Source organism: Pseudoduganella sp. GW821-FHT05F09 (assembly GCF_059419605.1).
This window is the reverse complement of record NZ_JBWKSD010000010.1, coordinates 55,362-71,554: the sequence shown is the minus strand read 5'-3', so window position 1 is coordinate 71,554 and position 16,193 is coordinate 55,362. Positions and strand designations below refer to the sequence as shown.

Annotated in this window: 13 protein-coding genes and 1 tRNA gene; 6 read left to right on the top strand and 8 right to left on the bottom strand. The window is 64.4% G+C overall.

Translation table 11 applies throughout. The annotated features are described in order from the left end of the window. The first annotated feature begins 111 nt into the window (after positions 1-111). Both AC07S4_RS26665 and AC07S4_RS26660 read left to right on the top strand, forming a co-directional pair. Positions 112-3,204: a TonB-dependent receptor domain-containing protein gene (locus AC07S4_RS26665; protein ID WP_494989484.1), complete on the top strand. Its 3,093-nt coding sequence runs from the start codon at positions 112-114 to the stop codon at positions 3,202-3,204. Further along, positions 3,201-4,748, top strand: coding sequence for a glycoside hydrolase family 28 protein (locus AC07S4_RS26660; RefSeq protein ID WP_494989483.1), 1,548 nt, complete (start codon positions 3,201-3,203; stop codon positions 4,746-4,748). Before AC07S4_RS26665 ends, AC07S4_RS26660 begins: the two co-directional genes overlap by 4 nt. Positions 4,749-4,776: 28 nt before the next feature. Here the strand turns inward: AC07S4_RS26660 and AC07S4_RS26655 are convergent, their stop codons facing one another. From AC07S4_RS26655 to cysS, 7 genes are all read right to left on the bottom strand, one after another. Continuing rightward, the gene (locus AC07S4_RS26655; protein ID WP_494989482.1) at positions 4,777-5,280 is read right to left on the bottom strand and encodes a KGG domain-containing protein; all 504 of its coding nucleotides are present in this window, start codon (positions 5,278-5,280) and stop codon (positions 4,777-4,779) included. A gap of 267 nt (positions 5,281-5,547) precedes the next feature. After that, positions 5,548-5,640 (bottom strand) — tRNA-Ser (locus AC07S4_RS26650). Between the two features lie 109 nt (positions 5,641-5,749). Next, the gene (locus AC07S4_RS26645) at positions 5,750-6,997 is read right to left on the bottom strand and encodes an aspartate kinase (protein WP_494989481.1); all 1,248 of its coding nucleotides are present in this window, start codon (positions 6,995-6,997) and stop codon (positions 5,750-5,752) included. 142 nt (positions 6,998-7,139) lie between these two features. Further along, entirely contained in the window at positions 7,140-8,528 is a 1,389-nt protein-coding gene (gene tilS / locus AC07S4_RS26640) for a tRNA lysidine(34) synthetase TilS (RefSeq protein WP_494989480.1), read from the bottom strand. Positions 8,529-8,639: 111 nt separating this feature from the next. After that, positions 8,640-9,614, bottom strand: a complete 975-nt coding sequence (locus AC07S4_RS26635) for an acetyl-CoA carboxylase carboxyltransferase subunit alpha (RefSeq protein ID WP_161072090.1) — start codon at positions 9,612-9,614, stop codon at positions 8,640-8,642. A 69-nt stretch (positions 9,615-9,683) separates the two neighbouring features. Beyond that, positions 9,684-10,343, bottom strand: a complete 660-nt coding sequence (locus tag AC07S4_RS26630; protein ID WP_161072091.1) for a DNA-3-methyladenine glycosylase family protein — start codon at positions 10,341-10,343, stop codon at positions 9,684-9,686. Beyond that, positions 10,343-11,740: a cysteine--tRNA ligase gene (gene cysS, locus AC07S4_RS26625; RefSeq protein ID WP_494989479.1), complete on the bottom strand. Its 1,398-nt coding sequence runs from the start codon at positions 11,738-11,740 to the stop codon at positions 10,343-10,345. Before cysS ends, AC07S4_RS26630 begins: the two co-directional genes overlap by 1 nt. Before the next feature lie 240 nt (positions 11,741-11,980). Between cysS and AC07S4_RS26620 the strand changes: the two genes are divergently transcribed. From AC07S4_RS26620 to AC07S4_RS26605, 4 genes are all read left to right on the top strand, one after another. Then, the gene (locus AC07S4_RS26620; protein WP_494989478.1) at positions 11,981-12,595 is read left to right on the top strand and encodes a peptidylprolyl isomerase; all 615 of its coding nucleotides are present in this window, start codon (positions 11,981-11,983) and stop codon (positions 12,593-12,595) included. Between the two features lie 85 nt (positions 12,596-12,680). Further along, on the top strand, positions 12,681-13,172 hold the full coding sequence (locus AC07S4_RS26615) for a peptidylprolyl isomerase (RefSeq protein WP_161072093.1): 492 nt from the start codon (positions 12,681-12,683) through the stop codon (positions 13,170-13,172). A 14-nt stretch (positions 13,173-13,186) separates the two neighbouring features. After that, entirely contained in the window at positions 13,187-13,954 is a 768-nt protein-coding gene (locus AC07S4_RS26610; RefSeq protein ID WP_494989477.1) for a UDP-2,3-diacylglucosamine diphosphatase, read from the top strand. Positions 13,955-14,049: 95 nt separating this feature from the next. Continuing rightward, entirely contained in the window at positions 14,050-14,796 is a 747-nt protein-coding gene (locus tag AC07S4_RS26605) for a hypothetical protein (protein ID WP_494989476.1), read from the top strand. Position 14,797: 1 nt separating this feature from the next. Here AC07S4_RS26605 and gudD read toward each other — a convergent pair whose 3' ends face one another. Continuing rightward, the gene (gudD, locus tag AC07S4_RS26600) at positions 14,798-16,129 is read right to left on the bottom strand and encodes a glucarate dehydratase (protein WP_494989475.1); all 1,332 of its coding nucleotides are present in this window, start codon (positions 16,127-16,129) and stop codon (positions 14,798-14,800) included. Between the last annotated feature and the right edge of the window lie 64 nt (positions 16,130-16,193).

Here is a 16,193-nt window from a genome sequence, read left to right as displayed (position 1 = left end):
CTCGGATCAACACAGATCCGGGCAATTTGCGTCAAAAAATGATTGCGCAAACATTTTCATGTTTGCCTAACATTTTATCATTGAATAAAACAACAATGAGGGGACACCGCAATGAAGAACAACGCCAAAAAACGCAGCCGTCGGCAGCAAAGCAAATCGATTTCCGCCATCCTGATGGCAGTGGGCGTGGCCGGAGCGGCCCAGGCGCAGGACAGCGGCAGCGCCGGCGCGAATCCTGAGGAAAACAAGGTCGTCATCACCGGCTCCCGGCTGGTGAACCGGGGCTTCCTGGCGCCGACGCCCGTCACCGTGGTCGACGCGCAGGAACTCAAGCTGACCGGCACGCAGAATCTGGAAGTGCTGCTGTCGGACACGCCGCAATTCACCGCCAACCAGCTGAGCAGCCCCACCGCCAACACGGTGCAGGCGGGCCAGCCGTCCGGCACCTCCACGCTGAACCTGCGCAACCTGGGGCCGACCCGCAACCTGGTGCTGGTGAACGGCCGCCGCTTCGCCATCACCGGGCCGGACTTCACCACCGACATCAACGCCATCCCCGCCGGCCTGGTCAAGCGGATTGAAACCGTGACCGGCGGCTCGTCCGCCGTGTACGGATCGGACGCCATCTCGGGCGTGGTGAACTTCATCATGCGCGACAATTTCGAAGGCACGGAGATCAATCTGCAGCGCAGCTGGGACCAGCCCACCCGCACGCCGACCAAGAGCCTGGACCTGACCATAGGCGGCAACTTCGCCGACGGCAAAGGCAATGTGGTGCTGTCCGTGAACCATATGGACCGCGAAGGCCTGACGCGCGGCGACCGCGGCGACTGGGCCATGCCCTCGCTGGGCGACGGCTGCGTCACGGCCTCCACCTGGTCGGCCACCAAGGCGGGCACGCCGCAAGCCGTGCCCTCCGGCCAGACCTGTTTGTCCTCCGGCGGACGGCCCGGCCTGATCTTCAGCGGCTCGTCCACCGTGCCCAACGGCCGCATCGGCAACCTGCCCACGGTGGGCTCCTCGTCCTCCAACGCGGCGCTGAACGCGGCCATGATCGCCGCCGGGCTGCAAAACATGAGCACGCTGGGCGCCATCTTCGACAGCACCGGCAAGATCGTCCGCCCCTATGTCGCGCCGGACGACGCCTACGACCTCGGCCCCCTGTCCTACCTGGTCACGCCGCAGAAGCGCTGGATGGGCAACGCCTTCTCGCACTACAAGTTCAACGACAAGGCCACCGGCTATCTGGAGATGCACTTCAGTAATAACACGGCCAATGTGAAGATCGCCCCGACCAGCGCCGCCGGCAATTTCCTGGTCAACACCAACAACCCCAACCTGAGCCCGCAGATGCAGGAAGTGCTGCGCCAGCTGGACCTCAAGGAAACCGGCACCACCCGCGTCACGGCCGGCACCCAGACCCTGAGCACGGTGGCGGGCGACGGCCTGGCCGTGCTCAACCTGAACCGCCGCCTGCCGGACATCGGCACCCGCGCGGCGGAAACCGACCACTCGGTGTTCCGCTTTGCGGTGGGCCTGAAAGGCCAGCTGGGCGACGTGTCCGAGCGCTACCTCAGCGACCTGCGCTACGATATGTACTACACCAACAGCCGCACCACGGAGACCCAGGCGCAGGCCGGCTCGGTGTCGCTGAGCCGCTTCCAGAACGCCATCCTGTCCCAGAACGGCGCGGCGCCGGTGCTCAATCCCTTCGGCCAGAACATGTCCGACGCGGGCCGCACGGCCATCTCCATCTCCTCCAACTCGCGCATCCTGGCCGAGCAGAACGGCGTGGCGGCCAATCTTACCGGCAAGCTGGTGGAGCTGCCCACCGGGCCGGTGGACTTTTCGGCCGGCGTGGAGCGGCGCTACTCCTTCAGCAAATACTCGCCGGACGTGTTCCTGGCCTCCGGCGACGTGTCCGGCTGGAACGCGGCGCTGCCGACCGAAGGCTCGTCCACCGTCAAGGAAGTGTTTGGCGAGGCGCGCGTGCCGCTGCTGAACGACCAGCCCTTCGCCAAGCGCCTGAGCCTGAGCGGCGCCTTCCGCCGTTCCGACTACGACGTGGAATCAGTCGGCGCCGTCTGGACCAACTCCATCGGCAGCGAATGGGCACCGTCCGAAAGCCTGACCTTCCGCGTCCAGAAGCAGAAATCGATACGCGCGCCCAACGTGGGCGAACTGTTTGGCGGTCAGGGCACCAACGGCCCCACCGCCACCGACCCTTGCTCCAACCGCCAGCCGGCCGGGCAGCAGACCGCCGCCGTGCGCGCGCTGTGCGTGGCCACCGGCGTGCCGGCCAACCTGGTGTTCGACCAGTCTGTACAGCCGACCAACTTCGTCACCCAGATCGTGGGCGGCAATCCCAAGCTGAACGCGGAAACCTCGCACACCACCACGGTGGGCGCGGTGTTCACGCCGAGCGCGGTCAAGGGCCTGCAGCTGAGCCTGGACTTCTACCGCATCACGCTGGACAACGCCATCTCCACCCTGGGCGGCGGCGGCGTGCAGTCGGTGCTGAACCTGTGCTACAACACCATCCAGAACGCGGACAGCGTGTACTGCCGCGCCATCAACCGCGACCGCATCACCGGCCAGATCGCCGCGCCGACCTATGTGATGACCACCGCCGCCAACATCGGCGGCATCAAGACGCAGGGCGTGGACCTGGCCGGGCACTATGACTTCCGCAGCAACTGGGGCCTGGCCGGCAACAACACGCGCTGGACCGTGGACACCAACTGGACCTACGTGAAGGAGCTGACCTTCACGCCCATCCAGGACCTGCCTGCGATCACCAACGAGTGCGTGGGCGCCTGGGGCGGCACCTGCGGCCAGCCGGTGCCGCGCTGGAAAGGGACTGCGCGTCTGAGCATGAACTCGGGCAAGCTGCTGCTGTCGGCCCGCGCGCGCTACATCGGCGGCGTGACGGTGGATTCCTACCTGGTGCCGCTGCGCCAGGGCGGCACCCCGCCGGCGCTGGAAAGCCTGACCAATCCCACCATCAAGGCCTACACCTATCTGGACCTGACGGCGGGCTACGAGTTCAACAAGATGGTCAGCCTGACGGCGGGCGTGCGCAACGTGCTCGATAAAGACCCTCCGGTGCTGGGTTCGTCGCAACTGCCGTCGAACAACACCATCTCGGCCACCTACGATGTGCTGGGCCGCTCGCTGTTCGCCAGCCTGAACATCAAACTATGAGGACGGCTTCCTTCAACCCACGGCGCCGCAGCTTGGCGCTGGCACTGGGCGGGGGCCTGCTGGGCTCCTGGATGGGGCCGGCCGCCGCTGCTGTTACTGCAGCGGCGCCCTGCTCCACGGCGCCGGCGTGGGCCGCCCGCCTGCGGCGCGACCTGGACAGCATGGCGGCGCAGCTCACGCGCACCCTGCTGCCCTGGGCCGTGCCGGACCGCGTGTTCACGCCGGAAGCGCACGGACTGGTTCCGGGCACGCCAGGCGCACCCGGCGCGCCGGTCACGCCAGCCACGGCGGCCATCCAGCGCGCCATCGACGCCTGCGCGGCGGCGGGCGGCGGCGTGGTGCGGCTGGCCGGGGGCGACTATGTCAGCGGCACCATCGTGCTGCGCACGGGCGTGATGCTGGAGGTGGCAGAAGGCAGCCGCCTGCTGGCCAGCACCAGCCTGGCGGACTACCCGGTGCACCAGGCTCGCCGCCTGACGGTCATGGACAGCAATATGGGCATGAACCAGTCGCTGATCTTTGCCGAGAACTGCGCGCGCATCGGCATACGCGGCAAAGGCACGATAGACGGGCGCGGCACGCAGGACAACTTCCCGGGCGAGCAGACCATAGGCTCGACGCCGGGGCGGCCCTTCATCATTCGCGTGATCGATTGCAAGAACGTGGTAATCAGCGGCATCCGGCTGAAGGACTCGCCGTGCTGGATGCAGAACTACCTCGACTGCGAGGACCTGCTGATCGACGGCATCCGGGTCGAGAACCAGGCCAACCACAACAACGACGGGCTGGATATCGACAGCTGCCGGCGCGTCATCGTGCGCAACAGCTTCATCAACGCGGAGGACGACGCCATGTGCTTCAAGGGCGCCGGCCAGCGCCCCATGGAGCAGGTGCTGATCGAGAACTGCGAGTTCTACAGCACTTGCAACGCGCTGAAATTCGGCACCGATACGCAGGGGGACTTCCGCAACATCCTGGTGCGAAACGTGGTGCTGGGCGGACCGTCGGGCGCCATGCGCGCCATCAAGCGGCGCAAGGCGGACGGCGGCGTCTCATGGGAAATCGTGGACGGCGGCACGCTGGAGCGCGTGCTGGTGCATGACGCGCGCATCGTGCGCGCGGAAAGCCCGCTGTTCCTGCGCCTGGGCGACCGGGGACGGGTGCGGCCGGAACAGGCCAAGCCGGGACCGGGCGTGCTGCGGCACGTTGTGTTCGACCGCATCAGCGGCGAGGACAACGGCATGCGCGGCTCCTTCTTCGTCGGCATCGAGGACAAGCCGATAGAGCATGTGCTGCTGCGCGACGTGGATCTGGCGATGGCTGCCGCCACCGAGCCCGCTACAAGCGAGGCGGACATACCCGAAGCGCGGGCCGAGTATCCGGACCCGCATATGTACTCAAGGGTGATGCCCGCGTCCGGCCTGTGGACGCGGGATGTGCGGGAGCTGACCCTGCTGCGCGTGAAATTCCGCAGTATGGGCAAGGATGCAAGGCCGGCCTTGCTCCTTGGCCCCCGCACCAGGCTGGCCTGCGCGCCAGGCTAGCGGCGCGCAGGCGGGCTGGTCCGCCGGCTTAGGTACGGTCGTTTTTGTGGCTTTGGCGGCCGGCCTCGGCATGCTGCTCAGGCGAGCCGCCGCGCGTGCCCGTGCTGCTTTGGCTGCTGCCCTGGTTGCTGGCCTGGCTGCCGCTGCGGCCGCCGCCGGACTGGTCCTCGTCGCTGCCGCTGCGCGAGCCGCTGCTGCCGCTTTGCTGGTTGCCGTCGTTCTTGTGGCTCATGCTGCCGGCCTTGCGCGCTTCTTCCGAGGTGAACTCGTGCGCAGTGCCTGCGGCGTGCGCCGCACGGCCGCCTTCGGCCGCGATTTCACGCTGGCGGTCCGGGTCCATGGAGGCGAAGCCACGGTTGCTGGTGTCGCCGCTCTGGCTGCTGCCCTGGCTGCCGGATTGCTTGCTGCTGCCTTGGTTGCTGCCTTGGTTGCTGCCTTGGTTGCTGCCTTGGTTGCTGCTTTGCTTGCTGCTGCCTTGGTCGCTGCTTTGTTTGCTGCTGCCTTGGTTGCTGCCTTGGTTCGAGCTTGCCATGATGGTCTCCTGTTTAGAACGTTTGTGGAGTCATCATGGTAGGCGGCGGCGCAGTTTTTCGCGTCGGCCACCGTAGGGTGCTTTTGTAGGAGGTGGCTGGCTTTGTTGGACCGTGTTTTTAGTTTTGCTTGTGACTGGAATTACTCGACGGTGGCGCGGTGCGCGCTGTTTTAGATGACGCATGCGTCGCGCGCCCCCTTCGAATCCCACCGTTCCGTCCAGAACAACGAAAAAAGCCTCCCGCAGGGGAGGCTTTTTTCGTTGTTCTGGCGGAGACGGTGGGATTCGAACCCACGATACAGGTATAAGCCGTATGCATCCTTAGCAGGGATGTGCCTTCGGCCACTCGGCCACGTCTCCTAGCTGATTACTCAACTATTGCCCTTTCCTCTGCGTTGCCGCTTCGGATCAGACGAGCGCTATATTAATGGCCCGCCCCTCGTTTGGTCAAGGAAACGGGCCATCTTTTTTACTCTTTTTCCAGTTCGAACGCTTTGTGCAGCGCGCGCACGGCCAGTTCCATGTACTTTTCGTCGATCAGGACCGAAATCTTGATCTCGGAGGTGGAGATCATCATGATGTTGATGTTCTCTTCGGACAGGGTGCGGAACATCTGCGAGGCGACGCCGACGTGCGAACGCATGCCTACGCCGACCACGGAGATCTTCGATACCTTGGCGTCGCCCACCAGGGTGCTGTAGCCGATTTCGGCTTTTTGGCCTTCCAGCACGTCGATGGCTTTCTGGTATTCGCCGCGCGAAACGGTGAAGGTGAAGTCGGTTTTGCCGTCCACGGACTGATTCTGGATGATCATGTCCACTTCGATGTTGGCGTCGGCCACCGGGCCTAGGATGTGGTAGGCCACGCCCGGACGGTCTGGCACGCCCAGCACGGTGATTTTGGCTTCATCGCGGTTGAAAGCGATGCCGGAGATGACTGCTTGTTCCATGTTGGTGTCTTCCTCAAACGAAATCAGGGTGCCGGAGTTGGCTTCGGTCTCGAGATCCATCAGCGGATCGGTCAGCGACGACAGCACGCGCGTCGGCACGCGGTAGTTGCCCGCGAATTCCACGGAGCGCGTCTGCAGCACTTTCGAGCCCAGCGAGGCCAGTTCCAGCATTTCTTCGAACGTGATCGCCTTCAGGCGGCGCGCTTCCGAGACCACGCGCGGGTCGGTGGTGTAGACGCCGTCCACGTCGGTGTAGATCAGGCATTCGGCCGCCTTCAGCGCGGCGGCGATCGCCACGGCGGAGGTGTCCGAGCCGCCGCGGCCCAGGGTGGCGATGTTGTCGTTGTCGTCCACGCCCTGGAAGCCGGTGATGATGACGATCTTGCCGCCGTCGAGGTCTTTGCGCACGCGCTCGTCGTCGATGGACTGGATGCGGGCCTTGGTGAAGGCCGAGTCGGTTTTAATCGCCACTTGCCAGCCGGCGTAGGACACCGCGTCCTTGCCGATCGCTTGCAGCGCCATCGACAGCAGGCCCACGGAGACCTGCTCGCCGGTGGAGGCTATCATGTCCAGTTCACGCGGGTCGGGCGGGTTTTGAATTTCCTTTGCCATCGCAATCAGACGGTTGGTCTCGCCGGACATGGCCGACGGCACTACAACGATCTGGTGTCCTGCGTCGTGCCATTTGGCGACGCGGCGCGCGACGTTCTTGATGCGGTCGGTCGATCCCATCGACGTTCCGCCATATTTGTGAACGATTAAAGCCATAACAGTGATGTTTCCGCTCGAAGATTGAAAAAAGGGAGGGCTTGTTACTCTACATGTTGCAGTGCGAAACGACAAGCCAAAAAAGTTATGACCTCATACAGTATTGGCATATGGACATACTAAATCGCCGCAGTACCGGATTTTATTTGGCTTCCCAGCGAAATACCACCCTTTCGCCCGCCCCCTGCCCTATTTGCTGGCAGTCCATGCCGATACCGGCGGCGAACAGCAATTGTGCGGGCGTTTTCACCACCGGCAGGCGGCCGCGCTCCCAGGCCGGGATGCCCAGCGTCTGGTAGTGGTATTTGAGGCCGCGCGTGGGGCGGTTCTCGGCCGGTTTCAAACGTTCGCCGCCACGGCGGAACTCGATGGTGAGGTACTGGCCGCGCAGCCAGGCGCCGTCCAGGCCCGCTTCGGCACGATCGATGTGCAGCACGCCGCCGTAGTCCGGGAAGTCCAGCGAGGCCTCGCCGTTCCAGCGGAAGTCCTGGCCGGGGGAGTCGTCGAACTGGTCTTCGCGGGTGCCGGCGATCTCGGGCAGCTTGGGAATCAGGTGCAGGCGGTCGCGGTGGCGGCGCACGTCCACTTCGGGGTGCACCACCAGCATTTGCGTGTCGTGGCGCGCTTCCAGCAGCTGCACCAGCATTTCGGACAGCCAGGCGGTGGACGGCATGCTCAGGCCGCGCAAGGCGAACCAGTGGCGCAGCAGGTTGTAGGCGCGGTCGGTGCTCATCTCGCGCAGCTTGGCCACCTGCAGGCAGTCGCCGTCCAGCGCGGCGGCCAGGTCCTGCTCGGCCAGTTCGGTCAGCAGGCGCTGGGCGGACTGCGCGTGCTGGGCGCTGCGCGCAAAGCGCTCCTGGAAGCCGGGGAAATACTGCGCAAGCGCGGGCATGACGGTGTGGCGCAGCGCGTTGCGGGCGTAGCGCGGATCGTCGTTCGATTCATCTTCGATGTGGGCTACGCCGTATGCGGCCGCGTAGGCTTCGAGCTGCTTGCGCGAGGCGGGCAGCAAGGGGCGCATCATGACCAGTTCCGGGTTGGCCAGCAGTTCGGGCGCGGTGTTGGCCGCGTCCATGCCGGACAGGCCGGCGGTGCCGGAGCCGCGCAGCAACTGCAGCAGCACGGTTTCGGCCTGGTCGTCCTGGTGGTGGGCGGTGAGCAGCAGCTTCACGCCGTGCCCGGCGCACATGGCGCCGAGGGCAGCGTAGCGGGCCTTGCGGGCGGCGGCTTCGGTGCCGCTCTTGCGCACGTTTTCCAGCGTGATGCGGCGCGCTTCAAAGGTCACGCCCAGGGCGGCGCATTGCTGTTCGCAGTGCGCCAGCCAGGCGTCCGCGTTGGGGCTGATACCGTGGTGGACGTGGAAGGCGTACAGCGCAATGCCCTGCTCCGACGCGTGCGCGTGGGCCAGGTGCAGCAGCGCCGAGGAATCGAGGCCGCCGCTCAGGGCGATGGCGATGCGGCCGCCGTGCTGGGACGCGGCCAGAGCCTGGGCGTAGGTGCTGGCGAGGGTGGCGGTTTGCTGCTTTTTCATGGGGACTCCGGATGACAAACGGGGACAGGCGCTGGCGCGGCTGTCCCCGGGGTGCGGCGCACCGGCCTGACAATGGCAGGCCGGGCTCCAGCTTGGGCTGGACTCCTGCCCTTATTCTTGCGGCGTGGTTTCCTTGAACTTGCCGTAGCCCATCAGCTTCTCGTGGCGGGCGGCGATCAGGTCCTTGGTTTTTACGCCGTGGAACTGGCGCAGCGAGTCGGCCAGGGCGCGCTTGAGCATGGTGGCCATGGCTTTCGGGTCGCGGTGGGCGCCGCCCAGCGGCTCGGACACGATCTTGTCGATCAGGCCGATGGCTTTCAGGCGGTGCGCGGTCAGGCCCAGGGCTTCGGCGGCGTCGGCCGCGCGTTCGCTGGTCTTCCACAGGATGGAGGCGCAGCCTTCCGGCGAGATCACCGAGTAGGTGGCGTATTGCAGCATCAGCACCTGGTCGCCCACGGCGATCGCCAGCGCGCCGCCGGAGCCGCCTTCGCCGATGATGGTGGCGATCAGCGGCACTTTCAGTTCCGCCATCACGTACAGGTTGTGGCCGATGGCTTCGGACTGGCCGCGCTCTTCGGCGTCGATGCCGGGGAATGCGCCCGGGGTGTCGACGAAGGTGAAGATGGGCAGGTTGAATTTCTCGGCGAGCTTCATCAGGCGCATGGCCTTGCGGTAGCCTTCAGGCTTGGGCATGCCGAAGTTGCGCATGGCGCGCTCTTTGGTGTCGCGGCCCTTCTGGTGGCCGATCACCATGCAAGCCTGGCCGTTGAAGCGCGCCAGGCCGCCGACGATGGACTGGTCGTCCGCATAGGTGCGGTCGCCGTGCAGTTCATGGAAGTCGGTGAAGATCTCGTTCACATAGTCCATGGTGTATGGACGCTGCGGGTGGCGCGCGATCTGCGCCACTTGCCAGGGGGTCAGCTTGGCGTAGATGTCTTTGGTGAGCTGCTGGCTCTTCTTGGCCAGGCGGTCGATCTCCTCGGAGATGTCGACTGCCGAATCGTCTTGCACGAAACGCAGTTCTTCAATTTTGGAATCGAGTTCCGCAATCGGTTGCTCAAAATTGAGGAAAGTTGTCTTGGTCATTGTACCTCCGTGTTGTAGCCCGGATGGCGGGCGGCCCGTGGGCCAGCCTCGCGCAGGGCGAATTTTTCGCTATTCTACCGGAACCGGGTCCAGACTACGCCATAAATACCAGGTGGCGACGGTCCGGTAGGGTTCCCAGTTGGCCGAGACTTCGCGCGCATCGCTGCGGGAAACCGGCTCGCCGGAGAAGTAATTCTGGCTGATGCCCTGGATCAGACCGGGGTCGTCCAGCGGCAAAACATTGGGACGGAGCAGATTAAATATCAAAAACATCTCCGCTGTCCAGCGGGTGATGCCGCGTATCTGCACCAGTTCGGCGATGACGGCTTCGTCATCCATCTGGTCCCACTGGCTGGCGTGGACCTTCTTGGTCTTGAAGTTGTCGGCCAGGTCCAGGATGTATTCGGTCTTGCGCTTGGACAGGCCGCAGGCGGACAGCTCCTCGGCGCCGGCCTTGAGCACGGCGGCCGGGGTGAATTTCGGGCAGGCCGCCAGCAGCTTCTGCCAGGCGGCAGCGGCGGCCTTGGGCGTGACCTGCTGCTTGACGATGGAGCGGGCCAGGGTCGTGAACGGGTCGTCGTGGCCGACCAGGTGCAGGTCGCCAAACTGCGGGATGAGCTTTTTCATGATGCGGTCGCGCTTCATGAGCTCCTGCTTGGCTTCTTCCCAGTACGGCGGCACTGCTACCGCTGGGGACTGCGCCCCCATCATGTCCGTGGCCTTCACCATTATGCGCGGCGCCAGTTGGTGCTGCCGTCAGGCTTGTCTTCGAGGACGATGCCTTCGGCCAGCAGCCCGGCGCGGATCTGGTCCGACAGCGCGAAGTCGCGCGCCTTCTTGGCGGCGGCGCGCGCGGCGATGCGCTGTTCGATGGCGGCGGCGTCGCCGCCGGCTTCGCCCACGCCCGCCTGCAGGAAGGCCTGCGGCGCGCGTTCCAGCAGGCCCAGTACGGCGGCCAGCTGTTTCAGCTGGCGCGCCACGGCGGGCGATTTGGATTTATTCAGTTCCGTGGCCAGGTCGAACAGCACCGACACGGCCATGGGCGTGTTGAAGTCGTCGTCCATGGCTTCGGCGAAGCGCTTGGCGTTGGCTTCGGTCCAGTCCAGCGGCTGGCCATCGCCCGCATCGGCGTCCACGCCGTCCAGCGCGGTGTACAGGCGCGTCAGCGCGCCCTTGGCGTCGTCCAGGTGGGCGTCCGAGTAGTTCAGCGGGCTGCGGTAGTGGGCGCGCAGGATGAAGAAGCGCACCACTTCGGCGTCGTACTTCTTCAGCACGTCGCGGATGGTGAAGAAGTTGCCCAGCGATTTGGACATCTTCTCGTTGTCCACCCGCACAAAGCCGTTGTGTATCCAGTAGTTGGCCAGCGCGTGGCCGTGCGCGCCTTCCGACTGCGCGATCTCGTTCTCGTGGTGCGGGAACTGCAGGTCGGCGCCGCCGCCGTGGATGTCGAACTGCTCGCCCAGCAGCGCCGAGCACATGGCAGAGCACTCGATATGCCAGCCCGGACGGCCCTTGCCCCACTTGGAGTCCCACTTCACTTCTTCCGGCTCGGATTCCTTGGAGGCCTTCCACAGCACGAAGTCCAGCGGATCGCGCTTGCCGGTGTTGACGTCCACGCGCTCGCCGGCGCGCAGGTCGTCCAGCGACTTGCCGGACAGCTTGCCGTAGCCTTCGAAATTGCGCACGGCGTAGTTCACGTCGCCGTCCTCGCCCTGGTAGGCCAGGTTTTTCGCTTCCAGTTTTTCGATCAGCGCCAGCATCTGCGGCACGTACTCGGTGGCGCGCGGCACCAGCGTCGGCGGCTGGATGCCCAGCGCGGCGGTGTCCTCGTCCATGTACTTGGTGAAGCGCGAGGTCAGCTGGCCTATGGTTTCGCCGTTTTCCACCGCGCGCTTGATGATCTTGTCGTCGATGTCCGTGATGTTGCGGGCGTAGGTGACCTCGTAGCCGGATGCCTTCAGCCAGCGGTAGACCACGTCGAACGCCATCATCATGCGGCCGTGGCCGATGTGGCAGTAGTCGTAGATCGTCATGCCGCAAACATACATGCGGACCTTGCCCGCTTCCATCGGTACGAATGTTTGCTTGTCGCGCGCCAGCGTGTTGTAAATCTTTAAATTGCTCATCGGACTCTTGCGTTTTTGTTAAGTGCAAGCCAGCCGGACAATACGAGAACCGGGCGCGGGCACTTCTGGTGCCGCACCGGGCTCTCAAGCATTTCCGTGGAGACTGACAGACCCTCGGTATCTTGTTGTTCTAGTTTGCTAGAATGAAACGTCAACGCTTAGTATAGCATTGATAAAAACCGGACTGCCCCGATCTTGGACTGGTTTTAACAGAACATCCACAAAAAAAGGACCGACCCTATGCAAGACACCAAGACCCTGCTGGCAAAATTCATGAGCCTGTTCGCCGGCGTGGCCCTGTCCGGCGCCGTGGCCGCCGCGCCCGGGCTGGCCAATCCGACGCCCCAGGTTTCGCTGAAAACCACCGAAGGCGAGATCGTGCTGGAACTGAACCAGGAAAAAGCGCCCAAGTCGGTGGCCAACTTCCTGTCCTACGTGAAAAGCGGCCACTACAAGGGCACCATCTTCCACCGCGTGATCGACGGCTTCATGATACAGGCCGGCGGCTACACCGTGGACCTGAAGGGCAAGCCGACCCGCCCGCCCGTGGCGAGCGAATCGCAGAACGGCCTGAAGAATGAAACCTACAGCGTGGCCATGGCCCGCACCGGCAACCCGAACTCGGCCACGGCCCAGTTCTTCATCAACGTGGTCGACAACACCGGCCTGGACTACCCGGGCCAGGACGGCTTCGGCTACACCGTGTTCGGCAAGGTGGTGAAGGGCCAGGAGGTGGTGGACAAGATCAAGGGCGTGCTGGTGGACGACAAGGGCATTTTCCAGAATATCCCGGTGAAACCCATCGTCATCACCTCCGCCACGATACTGAAAACGCCGGTCGCCGCGACGCAGTAAAATAGCGCTTTGGCCGCGCCTGCTGTATAGTCCCGGCCCTGTACAGAACACCTCATTACTCAAGAAAACTACCTCAAGGAATATCATGACCAAAATCGTCATCACCACCAACCTGGGCAAGATCACCGCTGAGCTGGATGCTGAAAAAGCGCCGAAAACGGTTGAGAACTTCCTGGCCTACATGAACGCCGGCCACTACAGCAACACCATCTTCCACCGCGTGATCGACGGCTTCATGATCCAGGGCGGCGGTTTCGAGCCAGGCATGAAGCAAAAGCCGGCCGACACCACCGTGGAAAACGAAGCCAAGAACGGCCTGAAAAACGAGCCGTACACCTTGGCCATGGCCCGCACCTCGGCGCCGCACTCGGCATCGGCCCAGTTCTTCATCAACGTGAAGAACAACTCCTTCCTGGACTACCCAGGCCAGGACGGCTGGGGCTACGCTGTGTTCGGTAAAGTTACCGAAGGCACCGAAGTTGTGGACGCGATGAAAAAAGTGAAAACCACCCGCAGCGGCATGTTCGCCGACGTGCCGGTGGAAGACATCATCATCGAGAAAGTCGAAGCGGTTTAATCCAGCAGCACCCGATGCAGGCCGACGACACCAAGCGCATTCGCGCCTTCTTCATCTCCGACCTGCATCTGCAGCCGGCCCAGCCCGCCATCACGGCGGCCTTCCATGCTTTCATGGAACAGCGGGCGCCGGCTGCCGACGCCCTTTACCTGCTCGGCGACCTGTTCGAGTACTGGGCGGGCGACGACGACCTCGCCGAACCGTTCCACCAAGAGATTACCTCCGCCATCCGGCGCGTCAGCGACGCGGGTGTGGCCGTCTACTGGATAGCGGGCAACCGCGACTTCCTGGCGGGCGACGGCTTTGCCGCCGCTTCCGGCGCCACCATCCTGCCCGAGACCTGGGTGGCCGACATCGCCGGCCAGCGCGTGGTGCTGCTGCACGGCGACGCCCAGTGCACCGACGATGTGAGCTACATGGAATTCCGCGCCCAGGTGCGCCAGCCCGCGTGGCAGCAGCAATTCCTGGCCATGCCGCTGGCGCAGCGCAAGGCCATCATCGCCGGCCTGCGCGACAACAGCCGCAAGGCCCACGGCGAGAAGTCCTACGAGATCATGGACGTGACGCCGCAGGCGATCGCGGACATTTTCGAGCAGACCGGCGCCACCGTCATGATCCACGGCCATACGCACCGCCCTGCCCTGCACCAGGTGGACGGCAAGCGCCGCTACGTGCTGCCGGACTGGGAGCCCGCCGCCACGCCGCCGCGCGGCGGCTGGATCGCCATCGACGCCGGGGGCGCCATTACGCGCCACCAGCTGGATGGCGCCGTTATCGGCTGATGCGGCCCTTTTCCCGCTTTTCTCGTACTTTTTGTTACATGTTGGAACAAAGCCAGCGCGTATAATCTTTTCATCAATGTGAAATAGCAGTCCCGATGAAATTTGCTTTACTACTGGCCACGCCCTTGCAGCTGGCTGCAACGCTGGCCTTCGCTGCGCCCCCGATTACGGTGGCGTGGTCGGAGAAGCCGCCCTATTACTACATTGAAGACGGCATCGACAAAGGCTTCATGCTGGCCTACGGCAAAACCGTGTTTGCCGCAGCGGGCATCGACGCGGCTTTCGTGCGCGAGCCGCAAAAACGCATCTGGTCGCGCTTCCGCACCGGCATGCGCAACTACTGCTCGCTAGGCTGGTACCACCTGGCTGAGCGCACCGCCATCGCGCAGTACTCGCTGCCGATCTACACCGACCCAAGCCAGATGGTGCTGATCGCGCCCAAGTCCGTGGCGCAAGTGCAGGCGCACGCCACGCTAGCGTCCATGCTGGCCGACCCCACGCTGACTCTGGGCCTGCTCGACGGTTCGTCCTACGGCGCCGAGCTGGACGCGCGCATCAAGGACAGCGCCAACCGCAAGATGCTCAGCAGCGTGAACAGCGTGGGCATGATGCAGATGGTGGCGGCGGACCGCGTGTCCTACATGCTGTCCGACCGCACCGACTGGAACTACACGCGCATCCGCCACCGCAGCCTGGACAGCGTGGTGCAGTATGAAGTGCCGGACGTGCCGCCCGGCCTCAAACGCCATATCGTGTGCAGCAAGGACATCCCCGCCGCCACGATGGAAAAGCTGAACCAGGCCATCCGCATCACGCCCAAGCCGGTTCCGCAGGAGCGCTGATTCAGCGCACGAAGCTCGGGCGCTTGTTGTCGAACTTCCAGCCCGGGAAATAGAACTGCATGGCCACCGCGTCATCGCGTGCGCCCAGGCCCATGCCCAGATAAGTCTGGTGCGCCGCTTCGATGGCGTCCATGTCCACTTCCACGCCCAGGCCGGCCCTGGACGGCACGCTGATCTGGCCGCCCACGATTTGCAGCGGGTCCTTGGTCAGGCGCTGGCCGTCCTGCCAGATCCAGTGCGTGTCGATGGCGGTGATGTTGCCCGGCGCCGCAGCGGCGACATGGGTGAACATGGCCAGCGAAATGTCGAAGTGGTTGTTCGAATGCGAACCCCAGGTCAGGCCCCACTCGTTGCACATCTGCGCCACGCGCACGGAGCCTTGCATGGTCCAGAAATGCGGGTCGGCCAGCGGAATGTCCACCGATTGCAGCTGGATGGAATGGCCCATTTCGCGCCAGTCGGTGGCGATCATGTTCGTGGCGGTGCGCAGGCCTGTGGCGCGGCGGAATTCGGCCATCACTTCGCGGCCGGAGTAGCCGTTTTCGGCACCGCACGGGTCTTCCGCGTAGGCCAGCACGTGGTGCTGGTCGCGGCACAGGCGGATCGCGTCCTTCAGCGACCAGGCGCCGTTCGGGTCCAGCGTGATGCGCGCGTCCGGGAAACGCTCGGCCAGCGCCGTCACCGCCTCAATCTCCTCCTCGCCGCGCAGCACGCCGCCCTTCAGCTTGAAGTCCTTGAAGCCGTAGCGCGCATAGGCCGCTTCGGCCAGGGCCACCACCGCTTCCGGCGTCATCGCCTTCTCGTGGCGCAGGCGCAGCCAGTCGTCCGCCGCATCCGGCTCGCTGTTGTAAGGCAGGTCGGTCACCGTGCGGTCGCCCACGTAGAACAGATAGCCCAGCACCGGCACTTCGCTGCGCTGCTGGCCGTCGCCCAGCAAGGCGCATACCGGCACGTTGAGGAACTTGCCCAGCAGGTCCAGCAGCGCCGATTCCAGTGCGGTGACGGCGTGGATGGCAATGCGCAGGTCGAAGGTCTGCAGGCCGCGTCCGGCCGAGTCGCGCTCGGCGAAGGCGGTGCGCGCGGTATTCAGGATGGCTTTGTAGTTGCCGATGGACTGCCCCACCACCATGGCCTGCGCGTCTTCCAGCGTCTTGCGGATCGCCTCGCCGCCCGGCACTTCACCCACGCCGGTGTTGCCGGCGCTGTCAGTGATCAGCACGATATTGCGCGTGAAATAAGGGCCGTGCGCGCCGCTCAGGTTGAGCAGCATGCCGTCGCGGCCTGCCACGGGAATGACGCGCATGGCGGTGACCACTGGGGTGGAATTCTGCATCTTTGCCTCCAAATGATTGAAAATGATATATAGTTCGGAATAATTACATCAAATCCTACCATAC